Consider the following 17,334-nt stretch of genomic DNA (forward strand, 5'->3'; position numbering starts at 1 on the left):
ACCGATCGGGCCGGGGATTCCACACCCGCGGGCCTCGGCGTGATGCAGCCGCTGCATGAGCTGAACCAGTACATGCAGCCGGGCTACGAGGGATACCTCGACCACCCGGTGCCGACCGTAGCGGAACTCCTGCGTGACGCGGGATACCGCACCCCTTTCGCCGGCGAGTGGCACGTCGGCCTGTTCCCACCTGGGAGAAACTGAGCTGCTGCACGTGGCAGACTGCCCGCCGCCCGCAACCCGCCTGATCATCAGGAGCCGTTCCTGACGAGGTCGTACCGGCGTAACGCCTCGAGCCGCTCCTCGGCGTGATCCACGATCCGTTCCGGGTACCCGTGATCGTGGCCGTCGGGCCACCGCCAGGGCTCGTGCGCGGCCGCCCCGGGCAGGTGCCGCAGCTCGGGGACCCATCGGCGGACGTACTCCCCGTCCGGATCGAAGCGCTGGCCCTGCGTGACCGGGTTGAAGACGCGGAAGAACGGCGAGGCGTCCGTCCCCGTGCCGGCCACCCACTGCCATCCGTGGTTGTTGGAAGCGAGGTCGCCGTCGAGCAGGTGGGCGAGGAAGTGCCTGGCGCCGACCGGCCACCACACGTGCAGATCTTTGACCAGGAAGCTGGCGGTGACCATGCGGACGCGGTTGTGCATCCACCCCTCCGTGAGGAGCTGACGCATTCCCGCGTCGACGAAGGGGAAGCCCGTCCGGCCCCGTCGCCAGGCCTCGACGAGGTCGTCCACTTCGGGTCCCTGGTCGTAGGGCAACCCGGAGAGAGCGTCACGCAGGTCTTTCCAGGCGGACCGGGGCTGGTGCCACAGGACGTCGGCGTAGAACTCCCGCCACGCGAGTTCGGTGACGAAGCGGCGGGCCCCCTCGCCGTCGGCGGCGGGGTGCGCCGCGAGGTCGGCGAGGATCGTGCGCGGGTGGATCTCTCCGTATTTCAGCGGCGCGGACAGGCGGCTCGTGGTGTCCAGATCGGGGCGGTCGCGCCTCTGTCCGTAGTTCTCGAGGTCGTCCTCAAGGAAGGCCCGCCACCGGGCGAGGGCCGCGGCCTCCCCCGCGTCTCCGGCCGCACCGCGAACCACGCCACTCGCCGTGCCGCGTCCCCAGCCGTCACCGTCGACTCCGGGGAGCTCACCGGAGGGCACCGCCGCCCAGGGGACGTCCCGGGGCTGCTGTCCGGGCGCGGGCCACCCGTGTTCGCGCCACGCGCGTGAGAACGGGGTGAACACCTGGTACGGACGGCCGCTGCCGTTGAGAACGCGGCCGGGCCCGACGGCGTAGGGCGCCCCCGTCTCGACCAGCCGGCGGCCGTCGGCCTCGAGCGCGGCCCCCACCCGTGCGTCCCGGCGCCGTCCGTAGGGCGTGGACTCACGGCTGACGTGCACCTCGCGGGCACCGGTGAGCGTGGCCAGCCCGGGGATGACGTGGGCTGGATCGCCGGTTCGCACGACCAGCGCTCCGCCGGTGTCAGCCGACAGCGCCGCGACCGACGCCGCCAGTCTGTCGGCTCGCGCGCCGGCCCGGGACAGCAGGCCGGGGTCGCGGACGAAGACGGGCAGCACTTCATCCCCCGCTTCCACTGCCGCGAGCAGCGCCGGATGGTCGGACAGTCGCAGGTCGCGGCGGAACCACAGAATCGAGATCCCCACGGGGCCTCCCTCGTCGGCGCTCGCGGCGGATCGACCGGGATCCGTCGCCGTGATCATCGAGTGTGGCAGAAGTGCGGCCCTCGCCGGGCAGCCAGACGCTCGGCCGCGGGAACGCGCACGGGAGCCGCTCCGGTGAGTCCGGCGGCCCTAGTGCGCGAGGTGCGGGAAGTGGGGCACGACGTGCTCGGCCAGCTCGGCGATCACCTCGCCGACCGGGCGACGGCAGGCCCCCAGACCCAGCTGCACGTGGTTGACCCCGATCCCCCTCAGGTCCTCGAGGTGGTCGACCAGCCTGCGCCGGCCGATCCGGAAGCCGAAGGTGATCGGGGAGGCTGACTCGTCCGGGTCCTGCGAGAGGTCGATCTGCAGCGACTGCGCGAAGGGTTTGAACACCTCCCCGTCGTCCCTGTCAGCGTCGTCGTTCGCGTCGCCGACTCCGCCGGCCGCGGCGGCGGCGACGGCGTCCCTCCACTGTGCGGCGGTGCGCCGCTGGGCGTCGAAGTCGCGCGGGTAGGTCATCCACCCGTCCCCGTGCGCGGCGAGGTAGGCCACGCTCTGTTGACACGACCCGATCATGATGACCGGAACCGACGCGGCGGTGGGCTTGGGCACCACGTCCGCGCTGTGCATCCATCCGCCGGACCACCGGATCCCGCGCATCTCGGTGGTCAGGGCGTGCGTCATCACGCGGAGGTTCTCGCGGAACCGCTCACCGCGCTCCCCCTGCTCGAGGCCGAACGCGCGGAACTCCTCGGGCCTGTCGCCGGACGCCAATCCCAGCAGGAACCGTCCGCCCGACAGCCGGTCGACGCTGGCCGCGGACTTGGCCACGTGCAGCGGGTGCCGCACCGGCAGGACGATGCCCGCGGTGCCCAGCGCGATCCGCGAGGTGTGGGCGGCGATGTGGGTGAGGTAGATCCACGGGTCGTAGACCTGACCGACGTCGCCGAAGGACGGCACGCGCAGCGGGATGTCACGGACGTAGAGGGCGGCGAAACCGCCGGCTTCGGCGGCCCGTGCGAGGCGGACCTGAGCCGCCGGGTCGTGGACGTCGTCGCTGTCGGTCCGGCTCCGCATCGGGAACCCCAGGCCGAGCGTGAGTCGGCCGGGCGCGTAGGTGCGCCGGAACCCCGGCAGGGCGCGGGGGTCACCGTCGGAGCGGGTGCACGGCGAGGAGGTCATGGCTTCCACCTTGGCACGGGCGGCACGGCGGGCCGAACGCCCACGGTCACCCGGTGCCGCCACGCCGGGCGACACCGCCTGCCGGCCCGGCCGCGGAGCCCTCCTCGACCGAACTCGTCTCCCTCTTCCGGATCGCGATGGTGGTGTGGGCCGCGCCTCGAGCCTGCGCGGGTACGGCGACGACGACGAGGCCGGCTCTCGTCGCGAACGGCGCAGCTCGCTCCGGGGACGGGCGGGCCGAGATCTACCTGTGCCGGTAGGCGGGCGCCGGCCGGGCGGGCGGCGTGGCCGCGGGGAGCAGCAGCTCTGGGCCACGGGCCATGAGCACGCCGGCGAGCAGCGCGCCGAGTCCGCCCGCCGCCAAGTCCCCGACGGTGTCCTCGTAGGTCACGTAGATCTCGTCTGCGAGGTAGGCGTAGCCGAACCACTCGACCATCTCCCACATCGCGCCCAGCGCGAGCCCGAACGCCGTGGTGAGCACGACCGCGCCGGTGACGGTGAACCCGCGGGCACCCGGCGCCCGCACGATCCCGCGGTGCGCACAGAACACGTACGCCACCACAGACAGGGCGCCGGCCAGGAAGAAGTGGATCGGGATGTCCCACCACCAGACGGTTCGGTAGAGGTCCACGACGTTGCTCCACGCCGCCACGAGCAGCGTGGCCGACACGGTGACGTCCGCCCACGCGCGCATGCCGAGGAACCGGGGCAGCATGAGTCCGGGTAGGGCGAAGGCCACGATGGCGGCGTCCGTCACCCCGTGGAACAGCAGGGCCGAGACCACGCTAAGGACGCCGAGCAGGCGCAGGGCGTCCGCCACCGTCTGGAATGCGCTCCCGGCGGGGCGCAGGAAGTTGTCGATCACGTCCGTCGGGCTCCTCACTGTCCTCGCGTCTCGTCTCGCCGCCCATTGTGCTCCTCATCGCCCGGGCCGGCCGGGTGCACCACAGCGTGCACCGGCAGATGGTCCGAGGGCCACCCGCCCTCGTGGCGGAGCGGATTGATCGCGGCGTCGGTGACCGAGAGATCGGGAGTGGTGAGGATCCAGTCGATCCGGGCGCCGTCCCGTCGCGGGCGCCGGTAGTCGGCGTAGGTGCCCCACTGCTCGCTGTGCCGGGCGCGGGCGACCCGCCAACTGTCCACCAGTACCCCGTCCGAGAGGAGTGCGCGCACGGCCGGGCTCGACGGGCCCGCGTTGAAGTCGCCCGTCACGACGGCCGGCAGGCCCCGTGCGGCCACCACCTCCAGGAGGGCACGGGCGGAGCGCAGCCGGGACCGGCCGGACAGCGGGTCGAGGTGTGTGTTGACCACCAGCAGGTCGTGACCGGTGACCCGGTCGCGAAGGTGCACCTCGACCATCACCCGGGGGAACAGGTTGCCCCAGGACACCGACCCGGCACGGTGAGGCGTGTCCGACAGGGCGGACTGTTCCCAGCCCAGCAGCTCGAGACGGGTCGCGTCGAAGAAGATCGGACACGCCTCTCCCCCGCCGTCCGCCGAGCGGCCACGACCGACGTGGTCGTAGCCCGGGCCGAGGGCCTCGAGCACGGTGGCGAATTGTCGGGCGGCCACCTCCTGCGCGCACAGAACGGTCGGTCGCTCGGATGTGAGAAGCGCCCGCACGCGCGGCGCCCGGTGATGCCACCGGTCCGCCGGCCGGGTGAGCGCAGCGGGCACCGGCCGCCGGATGTTCCACGTCATGACGTGCAGGCCGGGCGCGGGCACCGGGCCGACCAGCGGCGGGTCCCCCGCCGACGGCTCGGCGGCGGGGTCCGACCCGGCCTCGCGCTGCGCCATCTCCCCACCCCACACCGTTCTCGCCTCTGCATCGCTCCTGCCGGGCGACCTCCACCCTATTCGGCGCGCGGCCCGCTGCGGACCGGTCGCAACCGTGACACGATCCTCCCGTGGATCAACACACGCCGGTCGGACAGCAGTGCGTGGAGTGTCTGCCGGCCGCGCGGGTGTTCTTCTCCGCGGTCGTCCGCCGCGCCGGGGTCGGGTCCGAGCACACCATGTACGTCCCGAGCCGTCTCGACAACGACTTCCTGCCGGCGCGGGCGGTCACCGGACAGGACGTGTGACCGTGCCCGCACCGCCGCCTCTACCGGTCCGGGACGGCGTCAGCCCCACCCGCCTGCGAGTCCCCGCCGCCGGCCCGTGGGCGGGCATCGCCGACTACATCGAGACGAGGTTCGACCACCTCGACCCGGGCGAGCTGCGGCGCCGGATCCCCGCCGGGGAGATCGTCGGCGCCGACGGCCGGGCGATCGACCACCACACTCCGCTGGGCACCCACGAGTTCGTCTGGTACCACCGCGACCTGCCCGACGAGACCGTCCTGCCCTACCGGGAGGAGATCCTGTACCGGGACGACCACCTCGTCGTCGTCGACAAACCGCACTTCCTCCCCACCACCCCGTCCGGCCACTTCCTGCGCGAGACCGCACTGGTCCGGCTACGCACCCGCTTGGGCAACGACGACATCACGCCGATCCACCGCCTCGACCGCGAGACCGCCGGGGTGGTCATGTTCTCCGCCCGCCCCGACACGCGCGGCGCCTACCAGTCGATGTTCGAGCGGCGCGAGGTGACCAAGGCCTACGAGGCCGTCTCCGCCCGTCCGGCCGGGTGGGACGCGGCCGCCCCGTCGCTCTGCGGCCACCCGGTCCCCGTCACGCACCGCGCGCACATCCGCTCGCTGCGCGGCGAGCTGCGCGTCACCCTCCACCCCGAGCTCCCGCCCAATTCCGAGACCCTCGTCGACGTGCTCGCGACCGGACTCAGCGCCTCCGGGCGGCCCGTCGTCCACACGCTTCTCACGCCCCGCACGGGGCGGCTCCACCAACTGCGCGTGCACCTCGCCGCGCTGGGGATCCCCATCCTCGGCGACCGGCGCTACCCCGACCTGCTGCCCGAGGCCCCCGACGACCCCGACCTGCCGCTGCAACTCCTCGCCCGCGAGCTCGGGTTCACCGACCCAGTCACCGGCGAGCCCCGACGGTTCGCCACGCGCCGGACCCTCACACACGCCCCCGTCAGCGACGCCGCTGGAACGTCAGGTGCGTGACGCCGCTGGGCGACGGCGTGGGCGCCGACCACGGGCCGGTCGGCGAGCCCGCCCGCGAGGCCCCGGGGCGGAAAACAGGGACCGCGCGTTCTCACCCGTCGACGTCACCCAGATGGTGTTCGACGTCGTGCACGATGTACTGGCACAGAGAGGCGATGGTGAAGACGTAGCCGTCGCCGCGTCGACCGGTCCTGTCCCGGTCCGCGGGGCCGACGCGGTCGAGAACCTTCAGCGTCCGAGCGGTGGTGGCGTCGAGTCGGCGGGCGAGATCGTCCGGGTCGCTGCGCCAGTACCCGTGCTCGACGACCGCCGCCTCGCCGTCGAAATCGTCGTAGGTCGGCTCGGCTCGGTCGAGCATCGCCGCTATGCGGTCCCCCAGGACTTCGATGAGGTCACGGCAGTGGCCCGCGTACTCCAGCGGCGACCACACCCGCGGCGACGGTCGCCGCTCGACCCCGGTCCGCCGGAGGACGGCGAGCCACCGGTCGCGGGCGGAAGCCAGTCGGTCGCTCGTGAAAGCCGGGTCGTGAGGCCGGTATCCACAGTCGTCACAGCCAGACTCGAGAACGGTCGTCCAGTCTTTCGTGTCCGGCAGCGAGGGTTCGGGAGGGGTGTCCATGCCTCCACCGTCTCACCGTCCCGGCGGTCCCGCGGCCGGATCGGGTCGGTCCGCGTCAGCCGTTCGCGGGGAGCCAGTCGGCGAACCGGTCGGCGGAGACCTCGGAGAGCCACATCTGCCAGAGCGGTCCGAAGGACACCCGGCGCACACCGAGCTTCTTCAGGGCCGCCAGGTCACCGGCGCCGTGTCCCTTCACCGGATGGGCGGTCGCGTTGACGGGGATCGTCACCGCCTGCACGAGACGCGTGAGCTGATCGGCGGTCGTCACGCCCACCGGGTACACCGATCGCGCTCCGGCGTCCGCCATGAGCGTGATGCGGGCCTCGGCCTCCGCCAGCGGGTCCGAGAAGACGTCCGTCCCCAGCTTGACGGCGTCGGTGCGTCCGTTGATGACGAACGGGACCCCGGCGTCATCGGCCGCGCGGCGGGCGGCGGCGATGTAGTCGGCGTGCTCCTGGCGATCGCGGACACGCTTACCCTCGCGGTGCACGACGTCCTCGATGTTCGCGCCGACGGCCCCGGCCTCGAGCAGGCGGGTGATCAACTCGGCGGGGTCGAGACCGTAGCCCGACTCGACGTCCGCGCTGACGGGAACGGACACCGCGTCCGTGATCCGCTTGACCACGTGCAGGTACTCGGAGAAGTCCATCTTCTCCCCGTCCGCGCTGCCGATCGCGTCGGCGACGGGGTGGCTGCCCACCGTCAGTCCCTTGAAGCCGGCATCGGCGGCGACCCGGGCGCTCCAGGTGTCCCACACGGTCGGCAGGACCGTCAGCTCACCCGATTCGTGGAGCTCGGCCAGCGTAGTTGCTCGTGCACGGACGTCGGGCATCTCGATCCTCCTCTGGAACGGGAACTTTCGCCTCCCGACCCTACGCCGGTGGCCGAGCGCGCGGACCACCGTAGAGTGACCCGTATCACACATCGCCGCGCGCACTCCGGAGGTCACCATGAACCACGTCTACAGCGTCACCGAGATCGTCGGCTCCTCGCCGGACGGAACGGACCAGGCCATCGCCAACGCGGTCGCGGAAGCGTCGAAGACCTTGCGGAACCTCGAGTGGTTCGAGGTCCAGTCCGTCCGCGGCAAGCTCGACGGCGGGGCGGTCGCCCACTGGCAGGTGACCATCAAGGTGGGGTTCCGGCACGAGTCCTGACCAGACGCGTCCGGCCACCTCCGGGTTCCCGCGGATCCCTTTATCCACAGGGCGTTCCGGCGGCTCCACAGAACGCGCCGCGGGGCTGTCGCCGGCGCTCGGGAGCGCCGAGACTCGGGGCATGAGATTCGAGGACCTCCCCGACAACTGGAACACGCTCCCGCTCGACGACGCCCCGCTCGCCGCCGGCGTGATCGACCTCGTCCTCGGTCACCACGACCGCGGCCGGAACACGATGCTCATCCTCCCGTGCGACGAACACGACGTCGGCCTTGCCGCCCCCATCCTCATCAGCGACGTGGACTGGCTGTGCACATCGCACGAGCGCCGCGACGCGATGGCCGTCCTGCCAGCCATCGCGTCGCCCGGATTCGTCGTCGGCCTGTCCGCCAGGCGCCGCCTCCCCGACGAAGTGGTGCGGGGCTGGCTGCGAACGATCGAGGACGAGCTGGATGCGACGGGGCAGGCGCTCCTGGCGCTGGGGGTGGCGGACGTGGACACCGTGGAGATCGTCGGCGGCCGCGCCGCGCGCAACGGCAGCCGCGCGTGAGTGGGCGGCACGCGGCCCGGTGAGCCGCCTCTGACCACCGCTCGCGGATGACAGGAACCCGGCGTCCCGCCGCTACCATCGACCCTCGTGCCCGACAACTCGCAGACCCCGGGAACGGGCAGCATCGTCGACTACTCGGCGCTTCCCGGGCCCGGGGGCCGCCGGTCGAAGCTGCCCGCCGTCGACTCACCGCGGTGGACCCTCAAAGTGGCGTTGTCCCAGCGTCCGTGGAGCTTCATCGCCTCCGGCGGCATGGCCGTGGGATTTCTCTGCAACGGGCTCACCCCCGTCGTCGTGGGCCGTGCAGTCGACGACGCGATCGCCACCGGCCGTCTGAACCGGCTCTGGTTATGGATCGGCGTGCTCGCCTGCGTGTTCCTGGTGGCGATGGTCGCCAACTGGACCGCACGCTTCATGTTGGTCCGCAGTCAGCAACTCGTCAGCCACGACCTGCGCACCGCGGTCACCGACCGCATCCAGGACCCGCGCGGGTTCGCGGGCCGGGAACGCACCGCGGGCGGCCTGCTGTCCATCGCCTCGTCGGACACCACGCGCGTCGGGGACATCGTCATGATGACCGTGATGCCCGTCGCCGAGGCGGCGGCCATCACGTACGGCGCGGCGATGATGTTCACGATCAACCCGTGGCTGAGCCTGGCCACCCTGGTCGGCGGCCCGGTGTTGGTCATCGTCGCGCTCCGGGTGGCACGGCCGCTGCAGCGCCGGTCGGTGGCGCGCCAGCAGGCCATCGCCCAGGCCGCCGCCACCGCGACCGACGTGGTGCAGGGGCTGCGGATCCTCAAGGGGCTGGGCGCCATCGTCACCGTCCGGAGGCGCTACGACGAGGTGTCGGACGACGCCTACCGCAAGACCGTTCACGCCGACGCGGCCGAGGCACGGCTCAACGGCGCCACCGAGGCGACCGGAGCCGTCTTCGTGTCCACGCTCGGGATCGCGGCGGGCGCGTTGGCGCTCGCCGGGCACGTCACCATCGGCGAGCTGATCACGGTGGTCGGCCTCACCCAGTTCCTCGTGGTCCCCATGACCATGTTCGGCCGCAACATCGCCTCCCGCTGGGCGTCGGCGGAGGCGTCCGGCCGACGGATACGCGAGGTGCTCGGCGCGGATTTCGAGCGTATCTCGGAGGCCGACGCCGCCACCACGGAGCGGTTCATCCGCGCCCTTCCGTCAGGCCTGACGGTCGTCGACGGCACCGACGCCGAGCTGATCCGCCTCCTCGAGTCACTGCCCCGCACGCGGGTGGCGGTCGTGCCCCACGCCGCCGACCTGTTCGACGGCAGCGTGGCGGACAACGTCCACCCCGATCGCGCGGCGGCGGAACACGCCCTGCGGGTCGCCTGCTGCGACGACATCCCCGACGGCCCCGACAAGCGGGTCGGTGAGAGCGGGCGGATGCTCTCGGGCGGTCAGCGGCAGCGCGTCGCCCTCGCGCGTGCCGTCGCGCTCGCCCCGGAGGTACTCGTACTGCAGGACCCCACCACCGCTGTGGACTCGGTGACCGAACAGAACCTCGCGGACAACATCGCCCGTGAGCGGATCGGGAAGACCACGATCGTCTTCAGCCCGGCCCCGGCGTGGAACGCCGTCGCGGACGCGCGGCTGACCGCACGGCGACTGCGCGAGACCGCGGAGGGTCTGCTCGTGGGGGCCGAGGGATGACGACGACGAGTTCGACACCACCCCTGAAGACCGACACCGCCCTGAGGTTTCCGGTCGCCTCCGCGGGCCAGGTCCGTCGCGAGGTGGCCAGGCAGCTCTCCCGGGTCCGCCACGCCGGGCGGTGGCTGGCGCTGGCGTTGATCCTGCTGAGCCTCGGGGCGACCGCGGGTGTGCTCATCCCCCAGCTGATGGGTCGGATCGTGGACCTGGTCACCGGTGAACGCGGGGGGTCGCTGTGGCAGATCGGCGGACTGCTGTTGGCGGCGGCGGTCGGCGGCGCGGCGCTCAGCGCATCCGGCTTCTACCTGGTGGCCCGGCTGTCCGAGCGGGTGATCGCCAACCTGCGGCAGGACATGGTCGGCACCGCACTCGGACTGCCCACCCACCGGGTGGAGGACGCGGGCTCCGGCGACCTCGTCAGCCGGTCCACCGATGACGTGGCCGAACTGTCCTCGGCGGTCACCGAGACCGTCCCGACGCTGTCCACCTCGGCCCTGACGGTCGTGGCGACAGTGATCGCGCTGTTCGCCCTGGACTGGCAGTTCCTCGTCGTCCCCCTCGTCGTCGCGCCCGTCTACTACCTCGCCGCGCGTCGTTACCTCGCCAAGGCCCCGGACCGCTACGCCGCGGAGCGCGCGGCAATGGCCGAGCGGGCGCGACGGGTCCTCGAGGCCATCCGTGGCCGGGCGACCGTACGCGCCTTCTCGCTCGAAGACCGGATGCACACCCGGATCGGCAACGCCTCCTGGGACGTGGTGCGCAAGGGCATCCGAGCGCGCACGACGATGCTCGTGCTCAACGTCTGGATGCTGGTGGGCGAGTTCCTCATGCTCGCGATCGCTCTCACGGTGGGCTACCGCCTCGTCGCCACCGGCTCCCTCACCGTGGGCGCGGTGACCGGGGCGGTGCTCATGATCATCCGCCTGCGGGGTCCGCTCATGACCTTCATGCGCATCCTGGACGTGGTCCAGTCGGGCTACGCGTCGCTGTCCCGGATCGTCGGCGTGGTCGTGGACCCGCCCGTACCGGTGCCCGACAGCGGTGTCGAGCCGCCGCAGGGCCGGGTCGACCTGCGCGATGTGAGCTTCAGCTACGGCGACTCGTGGGCGGTGCGCGACATCAGCTTCTCCATCGAACCGGGTCGGACCGTCGCGATCGTCGGTGCGTCGGGCGCCGGCAAGACTACGGTCGCCGCTCTGCTGGCGGGCCTCCTGGTGCCGGATGCCGGCGAGGTGCTCGTCGACGGTTACCCGGTGTCATCGCTGTCCGATCGGGAGCGCATCGCTCGTCTGGCCACGGTCAGCCAGGAGGTCCACGTGTTCTCGGGGACCCTGCGCCACGACCTCACCCTGGCCCGGCCCAAGGCCACCGACGACGAGCTGCTCGACGCGCTGCGCCGGGTCAACGCCTCCGCGTGGTTCGAGCGCCTGCCGGAGGGGCTCGACACGATCGTCGGGGCGCGCGGGCTCCAGCTGGATCCGGTCGCCGCGCAGCAGCTGGCCCTGGCCCGCGTCCTCCTGCTCGATCCGGCCGTCATCGTCATGGACGAGGCCACGGCCGAGGCCGGCTCGGCGGGCGCGGAGGCGTTGGAGCGCGCAGCCGACGAGGTCATCCGCGACAGGTCCTCCCTCGTGATCGCCCACCGGCTCGATCAGGCCTCTCGCGCGGACATCATCCTCGTGATGGACTCCGGACGGATCGTCGAGCGCGGCACCCACGACGACCTGGTCGCTCACGGCGGGATCTACCACCGACTGTGGGCCGCATGGTCCGCCGGCCGGCGGGCGACGGCCGTGGACAGCACTCCGGGCCCGGCCTAGAACGGGCCCGACCGGGGTGAGCGACGTCGGGAAACCCGGCGAGCGAGCGCGAGTTGGACCACACTGCAGGGGAGGCCGTCCCCGACTCCCGGTCCGTACGCGCGGAACGGGGCGCCCATCGGCCCGCCCGGGCTCCGACACCGTCGGTCCGACCTGGGGGATGATGGTGGGCGGCCAGATGGCGCAGTTCCACAAGAACACGATCAGCCCGAAACGAGAAGAGTCGACATCCATGACCCAAGGTCCCCAGAAGATCATTTACACCCTCACCGATGAGGCCCCGCGACTCGCGACCGAGGCGTTCCTCCCGGTCCTCCGCACTTTTGCCGAGCCCGCCGGTATCGCCGTCGAGACCAGTGACATCTCGGTGGCCGCGCGCATCCTCGGAGCGTTCCCCGAGCGACTCACCGACGAGCAGAAGGTGCAGGACAACCTTGCCGAGCTCGGTCGTCTGACTCAGGACCCGGACACCAACATCATCAAGCTGCCCAACATCAGCGCCTCCGTCCCGCAGCTCACCAAGGCGATCGCAGAGCTGCAGTCGCAGGGTTACGACATTCCCGACTTCCCGTGGGACCCGCAGACCGACGAGGAGAAGGAGACCGCCAAGCGGTACTCCGGCATCCTCGGAAGTGCGGTCAACCCGGTCCTACGCCAGGGCAACTCCGACCGTCGTGCCCCGAAGGCCGTCAAGGAGTACGCCAAGGCCAACCCGCACTCCATGGGCAAGTGGTCCATGGCCTCGCAGACCCACGTCGCGCACATGACCCACGGCGACTTCTACGCCGGCGAGAAGTCGATCATCCTCGACCGTGACTGCGATGCTCGCATGGAGGTCGTGACGCCCGACGGGAAGACCGAGGTCCTCAAGACCGTGCCGCTGCAGAAGGGCACCGTCGTGGACTCCATGTTCATGAGCAAGAAGGCTCTGCTGGAGTTCTACGAGGAACAACTCAATGACGCCAAGGAGACCGGCGTCATGTTCTCGCTGCACGTCAAGGCCACCATGATGAAGGTGAGCCACCCGATCGTGTTCGGGCACGCCGTCCGCGTGTTCTACAAGGACGCCTTCGAAAAGTACGGCGAGCTGTTCGATGAGCTCGGCATCAACGTCAACAACGGCATGGGCGACCTGTACGCAAAGATCGACACCCTGCCCTCGGCCAAGAAGGAAGAGATCATCGAGGAGCTGCACCGCTGCCACGAGCAGCGGCCGGAGCTCGCGATGGTCGACTCGGCCCGCGGCATCTCCAACTTCCACTCCCCCTCGGATGTGATCGTCGACGCTTCCATGCCCGCGATGATCCGCATCGGCGGCAAGATGTACGGCGCCGACGGCCGCAAGAAGGACACCAAGGCGGTCATCCCGGAATCCACCTTCGCGCGGATCTACCAGGAGATCATCAACTTCTGCAAGACCAACGGCGCGTTCGACCCCACCACCATGGGCACCGTGCCGAACGTCGGACTCATGGCGCAGAAGGCCGAGGAGTACGGCAGCCACGACAAGACCTTCGAGGTCGAGACCGGCGGCGTGGCCAACATCGTCGACGCCGCGACCGGTGAGGTCCTGGTCTCTCAGGAGGTCGAGGCCGGCGACATCTGGCGCATGTGCACTGTCAACGACGCGCCGATCCGTGACTGGGTCAAGCTCGCCGTGGACCGTGCCCGCGCCTCCGGCATGCCCGCCGTCTTCTGGCTCGACCCGTACCGGCCGCACGAGAACAACCTGATCACGCTGGTCAACAAGTACCTCCAGGATCACGACACCGAGGGCCTGGACATCCAGATCATGTCGCAGGTGCGCGCCATGCGCTACACCCTCGAGCGCGCGTGGCGCGGCCTGGACACCATCTCGGTGACCGGCAATATCCTGCGCGACTACCTCACGGATCTGTTCCCGATCCTCGAGCTGGGCACCAGTGCCAAGATGCTCTCGATCGTGCCGCTCATGGCCGGCGGTGGGCTCTACGAGACGGGTGCCGGCGGTTCCGCGCCGAAGCACGTCCAGCAGCTGGTGGAGGAGAACCACTTGCGCTGGGATTCGCTCGGGGAGTTCCTCGCGATCGGTGCGAGCCTCGACGACCTCGGTCGCAAGTACGACAACCCGAAGGCCACCATCCTCGCCCAAGCGCTGGACACCGCGACCGGCAAGCTGCTGGAGAACGGCAAGTCGCCCTCGCGCGTGACCGGCGAGCTCGACAACCGGGGCAGCCAGTTCTGGCTGGCGTTGTACTGGGCGCAGGAGCTGGCGGCGCAGACCGAGGACGCCGAGCTCGCAGCGCGGTTCGCCCCGCTCGCCGAGAAGCTGGACGCCGACAAGGACAGAATCCTCGAGGAGCTGACGGTTGTCCAGGGCCACTCGGTCGATCTCGGCGGCTACTACCAGCCCGACACCGAGAAGCTGAAGGCTGCGATGCGTCCGAGCAAGACGCTCAACGACCACCTCGACAGCGCCTTCGCCTGATCTCCCGCTGAACCCGCACCACCCCACCGCGCCCCCGCCGGAGTGATCCGACGGGGGCGCGGTGTGTCGTGGGACGAGGACTACGACGACGACTCAGCTCATGTCACTCGCCGAACGCCGAGCTCAGACACCGCATCGCAGCCAGGGTCTTGGGCACGCCGATGTACGGCATGAGGTGCACGAAACACTCGGCGACCTCTTCCTTGGTCATGCCGGCCACCTCGACCGCGGTCCGGATGTGCCCGGTCAACTGGGGCTCGGTGCCGCCCATCGCCGCGAGGGCCGCCATGGTGAGCATCTGACGGTCGCGCAACTCGATCCCCGGCCGCTGGTAGGTGCCGCCGAACACCGCGCCCACCACCCAGTCGGAGGCACCCGGCGCGAACTCGTCCAACTGCTGCTTCCAGGCGGCCGCTCCCTCCGGTGACTGCGTCTGCTCGACGAACTGGTCGCCCTTGTCCATGCTCAGTTCCACGGGTGTCCTCCTCGACGATTCGGAAAGTGCCTGGTCAGGCTAACAGTCGCTGCCCTTGTCGTCGGGAGGGTCGGGAGCCGGGCCGGAGTGTCGCAGGGCTGTGCGATAGTGCAGTTCGGTCCTGCCTCCCGAGGTGCGGAGCGGCTCCCCGGTCAGCTGTGTGAAAGGTGTGTCGGAATTCGAGAGCCTTGGTGGTGTCGGGCGCGCTCCTGCTAGTGGCGGGGTGTTCGTCCGGGCAGGTCGGACAGGACGCGTCGGAACAGGCCGAGGGGTCATCCTCCTCCGCCACGGAGACCATCACGGTCACGGCGCCCTCCCCCGCCGCCGTCCCCGACGCGCTGACCAGTATCGATCCCTCCTCTCTCGCCTCGCAGCACCATGCGGGAACGTATGTGTGGAAGTGCTCCACCGGCGGTCAGTACGTGGGCCTGTGCGTGTCCGGGGGCGGGGCGGTGACCTGCACCGGTGTGCCGGGGGCGGAGGCTCCGGATCTCACCGAGTATTTCCCGGGCCGTCCCGGCGCTATGGAACTCGGCCCGGCAGGACTGCGCTATACGTTTGTCGAGGGAGTGCCGCCGGTGTCCGCCCGGCTCGAGACCGGTCAGTCCGTGGAGTTCGGCGACCTGCGGTGCGCCAAGCCGGACGCCGCCACCCTGGAGTGCAGTTCCGGCGGCAACTCGTTCACCATCAGCGGCCCGGGCCGGGCCATCACTACGGCGGGCACGGTGCTCGCGGAGCGGGACTACTCCAATCATCCCGACTCCGGATCCGGCACCACATCGTCGTCCTCCACGACCGCCGCCAGCGGACATCCATCGGGCTACATGGGTGCCAGCGGTATGGTCAGCGGGGTCCGCACGGCCTCGGGCGCTCTGGTCACCGCCTCCGTTCCGCCGTGTGACGGCAGGGGGATCCTCATCCTCGACTCGTACGTGGAGTCATCCGGTCCCCAGGAGGGCATCGCCGCGCTCCTGGACCGTCACCCGGGTGCCGAGTTCGCCATGCCGGGCCGGTGCCCCTCGCTGCGCGGCAGCCTGGACGGCGCCCGTGTCTATCCCATCTTCACCGACCACGGACACGACACCGTGGCCGTGTGCCGCGACAAGGCGGCCCGCGGAGGCAATGCGCGGCTGCTCACCATCACGGCGGAACACATCGACCCCTGCTGATCCTCGGGACCTCCCCGAGACCCCGAACGCTAGAGACCGCGGGTGAGCAGCCGATCCCAGGTACCCGGCATCGGAGCAGACACGATCAGGTCCGTCCCGTCCGGCAGCGGGATCAGCATCGTCGCGGCGTGCAGATGGAGGCCGCGTGCGGCCGCGAGAGGCCACGACAGTGTTGAAGCGGGGATCCCCGTATCGGTCGTCACCGGCGATCGGGTGCCCGGCGTGCTGGAGATGCACGCGGATCTGGTGCTTACGGTCGGTGAACAGATATCCGGCCACCCTCGACTCACAGCGTCATGCCTCGGGCATCGGTGCCGCGATCACCACCCGTGCCCTCAACGACACGCCAGACCTCTTGCCAGTACCCGGCCAGCGAATCGACGGTCTCGTGCGCGTTCAATCCGCTCGGCTGGGGCACCATCCAGAGCGCCACACCGGCCGGCCAGCCTCGAATCGCAGACGCATCCTGTGGGCCCGTGGTCGCCCGCGGCTGCACGAAGGCCGCCCGGTAGGCGGTGATCCCCACGATCGCCACGAGACCGGGCCTCAGGTCGCGGACCCGCGAGATCAATCGTTCCCCTCCGGCGCGGAGCTCATCGCGAGAGAGTTCATCGGCCCTGGCGGTGGCACGACCGACGAGGTTGGTCACCCCGATCCCTCGCGAGGTGAGCTGACGTTCGTCCGGGGCCGAGAGTCCTGCGGAGGCGTCCACGAGCTCATCGGTCAGACCTGCACGGTGGAGTGAGGGCCAGAAGCGGTTCCCCGGGCGGGCGAACGGCGCGTTGACCGCAGCGGTCCACAATCCGGGGTTGATTCCCACGATGAGCAGTCGGAGACGCGCCGGCGCGACGGGCAGCACATCGTCCATCGCGTCCGGGTCATCGGTGGCGAACCGGGCCAGATCCTCGCGCCGCGGGCGAGCGCCGCCCATAGGGGAAGGACGTCGCGGGCTCCCGGCAGGCGCCGGAGGACCCGTCACGACTGCACCGTCTTCGCGGCCGGGCTGCACGGGGAGCACCGCCCGGTCAGGGCTTGAGGATGTACTGCAGCGTCTCCACCACCTGATCGGTGGTCGTACACCACGCCTGTGCCTCGGCGTCGACCTCCTTGAGCGGGTGGATGATGTCGGCATCGTGGAGAGTCACGTAAGGCTTGCCGAGCGCCGCGCAGTGGCCCGCGTCAAAGGCGGCGTTCCACTGCTTGTACTTGTCCCCGAAACGGACCACCACCATGTCCGCCTGCTCGATCAGGGTTCGTGTGCGGATGGAGTTCACCTTGGCCGACTGGTGGTCGCGCCAGAACTGGTTCCCGGTCTCCCCCAGATGGTCCCCGGCGGCGTCGCTGGCCGGATGGTCGGTGACGGGGGCGGTGAACACCACATCCAGACCGGCGGCTTCGGCACCGCGCCTGATCTCCTCGCGCCAGTCGGTGTGGATCTCACCGGCGAGGTAGACGGAAAAACTCATGACTCAGAGGTTCCGCCAGTAGGTGAGGGT

General features: G+C 70.7%; 18 protein-coding genes. 9 read left to right on the forward strand and 9 right to left on the reverse strand.

Going from position 1 to position 17,334, the window contains the following annotated elements; genetic code table 11:
* Positions 1–42 precede the first annotated feature (42 nt).
* Positions 43–204 (forward strand): sulfatase-like hydrolase/transferase, encoded by a 162-nt coding sequence (locus AYO52_RS18395; protein WP_239550338.1) that lies wholly within the window; start codon positions 43–45, stop codon positions 202–204.
* A 47-nt stretch (positions 205–251) separates the two neighbouring features.
* On the opposite strand, the gene AYO52_RS13995 is transcribed toward AYO52_RS18395, so the two are convergent.
* The 4 genes from AYO52_RS13995 to AYO52_RS14010 all read right to left on the reverse strand — a co-directional run bounded on the left by AYO52_RS13995 (position 252) and on the right by AYO52_RS14010 (position 4,628).
* Positions 252–1,643 (reverse strand): deoxyribodipyrimidine photo-lyase, encoded by a 1,392-nt coding sequence (locus tag AYO52_RS13995; protein ID WP_216635335.1) that lies wholly within the window; start codon positions 1,641–1,643, stop codon positions 252–254.
* Positions 1,644–1,796: 153 nt separating this feature from the next.
* Positions 1,797–2,831: an LLM class oxidoreductase gene (locus AYO52_RS14000; protein ID WP_067718523.1), complete on the reverse strand. Its 1,035-nt coding sequence runs from the start codon at positions 2,829–2,831 to the stop codon at positions 1,797–1,799.
* 244 nt (positions 2,832–3,075) lie between these two features.
* The gene (locus AYO52_RS14005; protein WP_067718525.1) at positions 3,076–3,696 is read right to left on the reverse strand and encodes a hypothetical protein; all 621 of its coding nucleotides are present in this window, start codon (positions 3,694–3,696) and stop codon (positions 3,076–3,078) included.
* Between the two features lie 14 nt (positions 3,697–3,710).
* Positions 3,711–4,628, reverse strand: a complete 918-nt coding sequence (locus AYO52_RS14010; protein WP_067718528.1) for an endonuclease/exonuclease/phosphatase family protein — start codon at positions 4,626–4,628, stop codon at positions 3,711–3,713.
* 110 nt (positions 4,629–4,738) lie between these two features.
* On the opposite strand from AYO52_RS14010, the gene AYO52_RS18400 reads away from it, so the two are divergent.
* Both AYO52_RS18400 and AYO52_RS14015 read left to right on the forward strand, forming a co-directional pair.
* Positions 4,739–4,915 carry a hypothetical protein gene (locus tag AYO52_RS18400; RefSeq protein ID WP_156523619.1) on the forward strand — a complete coding sequence of 59 codons (177 nt, stop codon included), beginning with the start codon at positions 4,739–4,741 and terminating at the stop codon, positions 4,913–4,915.
* A complete protein-coding gene (locus AYO52_RS14015) occupies positions 4,912–5,901 on the forward strand; it encodes a pseudouridine synthase (RefSeq protein WP_067718530.1) in 990 nt (329 codons plus the stop codon). Before AYO52_RS18400 ends, AYO52_RS14015 begins: the two co-directional genes overlap by 4 nt.
* Positions 5,902–5,992: 91 nt before the next feature.
* On the opposite strand, the gene AYO52_RS14020 is transcribed toward AYO52_RS14015, so the two are convergent.
* Entirely contained in the window at positions 5,993–6,520 is a 528-nt protein-coding gene (locus tag AYO52_RS14020; protein WP_067718532.1) for a DinB family protein, read from the reverse strand.
* A gap of 55 nt (positions 6,521–6,575) precedes the next feature.
* A complete protein-coding gene (locus tag AYO52_RS14025; RefSeq protein WP_067718535.1) occupies positions 6,576–7,352 on the reverse strand; it encodes an isocitrate lyase/phosphoenolpyruvate mutase family protein in 777 nt (258 codons plus the stop codon).
* 118 nt (positions 7,353–7,470) lie between these two features.
* On the opposite strand from AYO52_RS14025, the gene AYO52_RS14030 reads away from it, so the two are divergent.
* The 5 genes from AYO52_RS14030 (at position 7,471) to AYO52_RS14050 (ending at position 14,194) form a co-directional block, all read left to right on the forward strand.
* Positions 7,471–7,677, forward strand: coding sequence for a dodecin (locus AYO52_RS14030; protein ID WP_007629964.1), 207 nt, complete (start codon positions 7,471–7,473; stop codon positions 7,675–7,677).
* A gap of 121 nt (positions 7,678–7,798) precedes the next feature.
* Positions 7,799–8,227, forward strand: coding sequence for a hypothetical protein (locus AYO52_RS14035; RefSeq protein ID WP_067718538.1), 429 nt, complete (start codon positions 7,799–7,801; stop codon positions 8,225–8,227).
* Between the two features lie 87 nt (positions 8,228–8,314).
* The gene (locus AYO52_RS14040) at positions 8,315–9,907 is read left to right on the forward strand and encodes an ABC transporter ATP-binding protein (RefSeq protein WP_096905204.1); all 1,593 of its coding nucleotides are present in this window, start codon (positions 8,315–8,317) and stop codon (positions 9,905–9,907) included.
* On the forward strand, positions 9,904–11,727 hold the full coding sequence (locus AYO52_RS14045) for an ABC transporter ATP-binding protein (protein ID WP_067718541.1): 1,824 nt from the start codon (positions 9,904–9,906) through the stop codon (positions 11,725–11,727). Before AYO52_RS14040 ends, AYO52_RS14045 begins: the two co-directional genes overlap by 4 nt.
* A 232-nt stretch (positions 11,728–11,959) precedes the next feature.
* Positions 11,960–14,194 carry an NADP-dependent isocitrate dehydrogenase gene (locus AYO52_RS14050; protein WP_067718640.1) on the forward strand — a complete coding sequence of 745 codons (2,235 nt, stop codon included), beginning with the start codon at positions 11,960–11,962 and terminating at the stop codon, positions 14,192–14,194.
* Positions 14,195–14,297: 103 nt separating this feature from the next.
* Here the strand turns inward: AYO52_RS14050 and AYO52_RS14055 are convergent, their stop codons facing one another.
* Positions 14,298–14,669, reverse strand: a complete 372-nt coding sequence (locus tag AYO52_RS14055; RefSeq protein ID WP_067718544.1) for a carboxymuconolactone decarboxylase family protein — start codon at positions 14,667–14,669, stop codon at positions 14,298–14,300.
* Positions 14,670–14,863: 194 nt separating this feature from the next.
* Between AYO52_RS14055 and AYO52_RS14060 the strand changes: the two genes are divergently transcribed.
* Positions 14,864–15,838: a hypothetical protein gene (locus AYO52_RS14060; protein ID WP_067718546.1), complete on the forward strand. Its 975-nt coding sequence runs from the start codon at positions 14,864–14,866 to the stop codon at positions 15,836–15,838.
* Positions 15,839–16,124: 286 nt separating this feature from the next.
* Here AYO52_RS14060 and AYO52_RS14065 read toward each other — a convergent pair whose 3' ends face one another.
* A complete protein-coding gene (locus AYO52_RS14065) occupies positions 16,125–16,769 on the reverse strand; it encodes a mismatch-specific DNA-glycosylase (protein WP_067718549.1) in 645 nt (214 codons plus the stop codon).
* 94 nt (positions 16,770–16,863) lie between these two features.
* Positions 16,864–17,304: a YtoQ family protein gene (locus tag AYO52_RS14070; RefSeq protein WP_067718552.1), complete on the reverse strand. Its 441-nt coding sequence runs from the start codon at positions 17,302–17,304 to the stop codon at positions 16,864–16,866.
* Positions 17,305–17,334: the final 30 nt, after the last annotated feature.

The organism is Dietzia sp. 111N12-1, from assembly GCF_001658045.1.
Classification (GTDB): Bacteria; Actinomycetota; Actinomycetes; order Mycobacteriales; family Mycobacteriaceae; genus Dietzia; species Dietzia kunjamensis.

What these genes read in the sequence shown, in the direction of transcription:
- AYO52_RS14035 (WP_067718538.1), top strand. Translation starts at nt 7,799, where the DNA reads ATGAGATTCGAGGACCTCCCCGACAACTGGAACACGCTCCCGCTCGAC.
- AYO52_RS14045 (WP_067718541.1), top strand. Translation starts at nt 9,904, where the DNA reads ATGACGACGACGAGTTCGACACCACCCCTGAAGACCGACACCGCCCTG.
- AYO52_RS14020 (WP_067718532.1), bottom strand. Translation starts at nt 6,520, where the DNA reads ATGGACACCCCTCCCGAACCCTCGCTGCCGGACACGAAAGACTGGACG.
- AYO52_RS14070 (WP_067718552.1), bottom strand. Translation starts at nt 17,304, where the DNA reads ATGAGTTTTTCCGTCTACCTCGCCGGTGAGATCCACACCGACTGGCGC.
- AYO52_RS14010 (WP_067718528.1), bottom strand. Translation starts at nt 4,628, where the DNA reads ATGGCGCAGCGCGAGGCCGGGTCGGACCCCGCCGCCGAGCCGTCGGCG.
- AYO52_RS14000 (WP_067718523.1), bottom strand. Translation starts at nt 2,831, where the DNA reads ATGACCTCCTCGCCGTGCACCCGCTCCGACGGTGACCCCCGCGCCCTG.
- AYO52_RS14065 (WP_067718549.1), bottom strand. Translation starts at nt 16,769, where the DNA reads ATGGGCGGCGCTCGCCCGCGGCGCGAGGATCTGGCCCGGTTCGCCACC.
- AYO52_RS18395 (WP_239550338.1), top strand. Translation starts at nt 43, where the DNA reads ATGCAGCCGCTGCATGAGCTGAACCAGTACATGCAGCCGGGCTACGAG.
- AYO52_RS14025 (WP_067718535.1), bottom strand. Translation starts at nt 7,352, where the DNA reads ATGCCCGACGTCCGTGCACGAGCAACTACGCTGGCCGAGCTCCACGAA.
- AYO52_RS14050 (WP_067718640.1), top strand. Translation starts at nt 11,960, where the DNA reads ATGACCCAAGGTCCCCAGAAGATCATTTACACCCTCACCGATGAGGCC.
- AYO52_RS14030 (WP_007629964.1), top strand. Translation starts at nt 7,471, where the DNA reads ATGAACCACGTCTACAGCGTCACCGAGATCGTCGGCTCCTCGCCGGAC.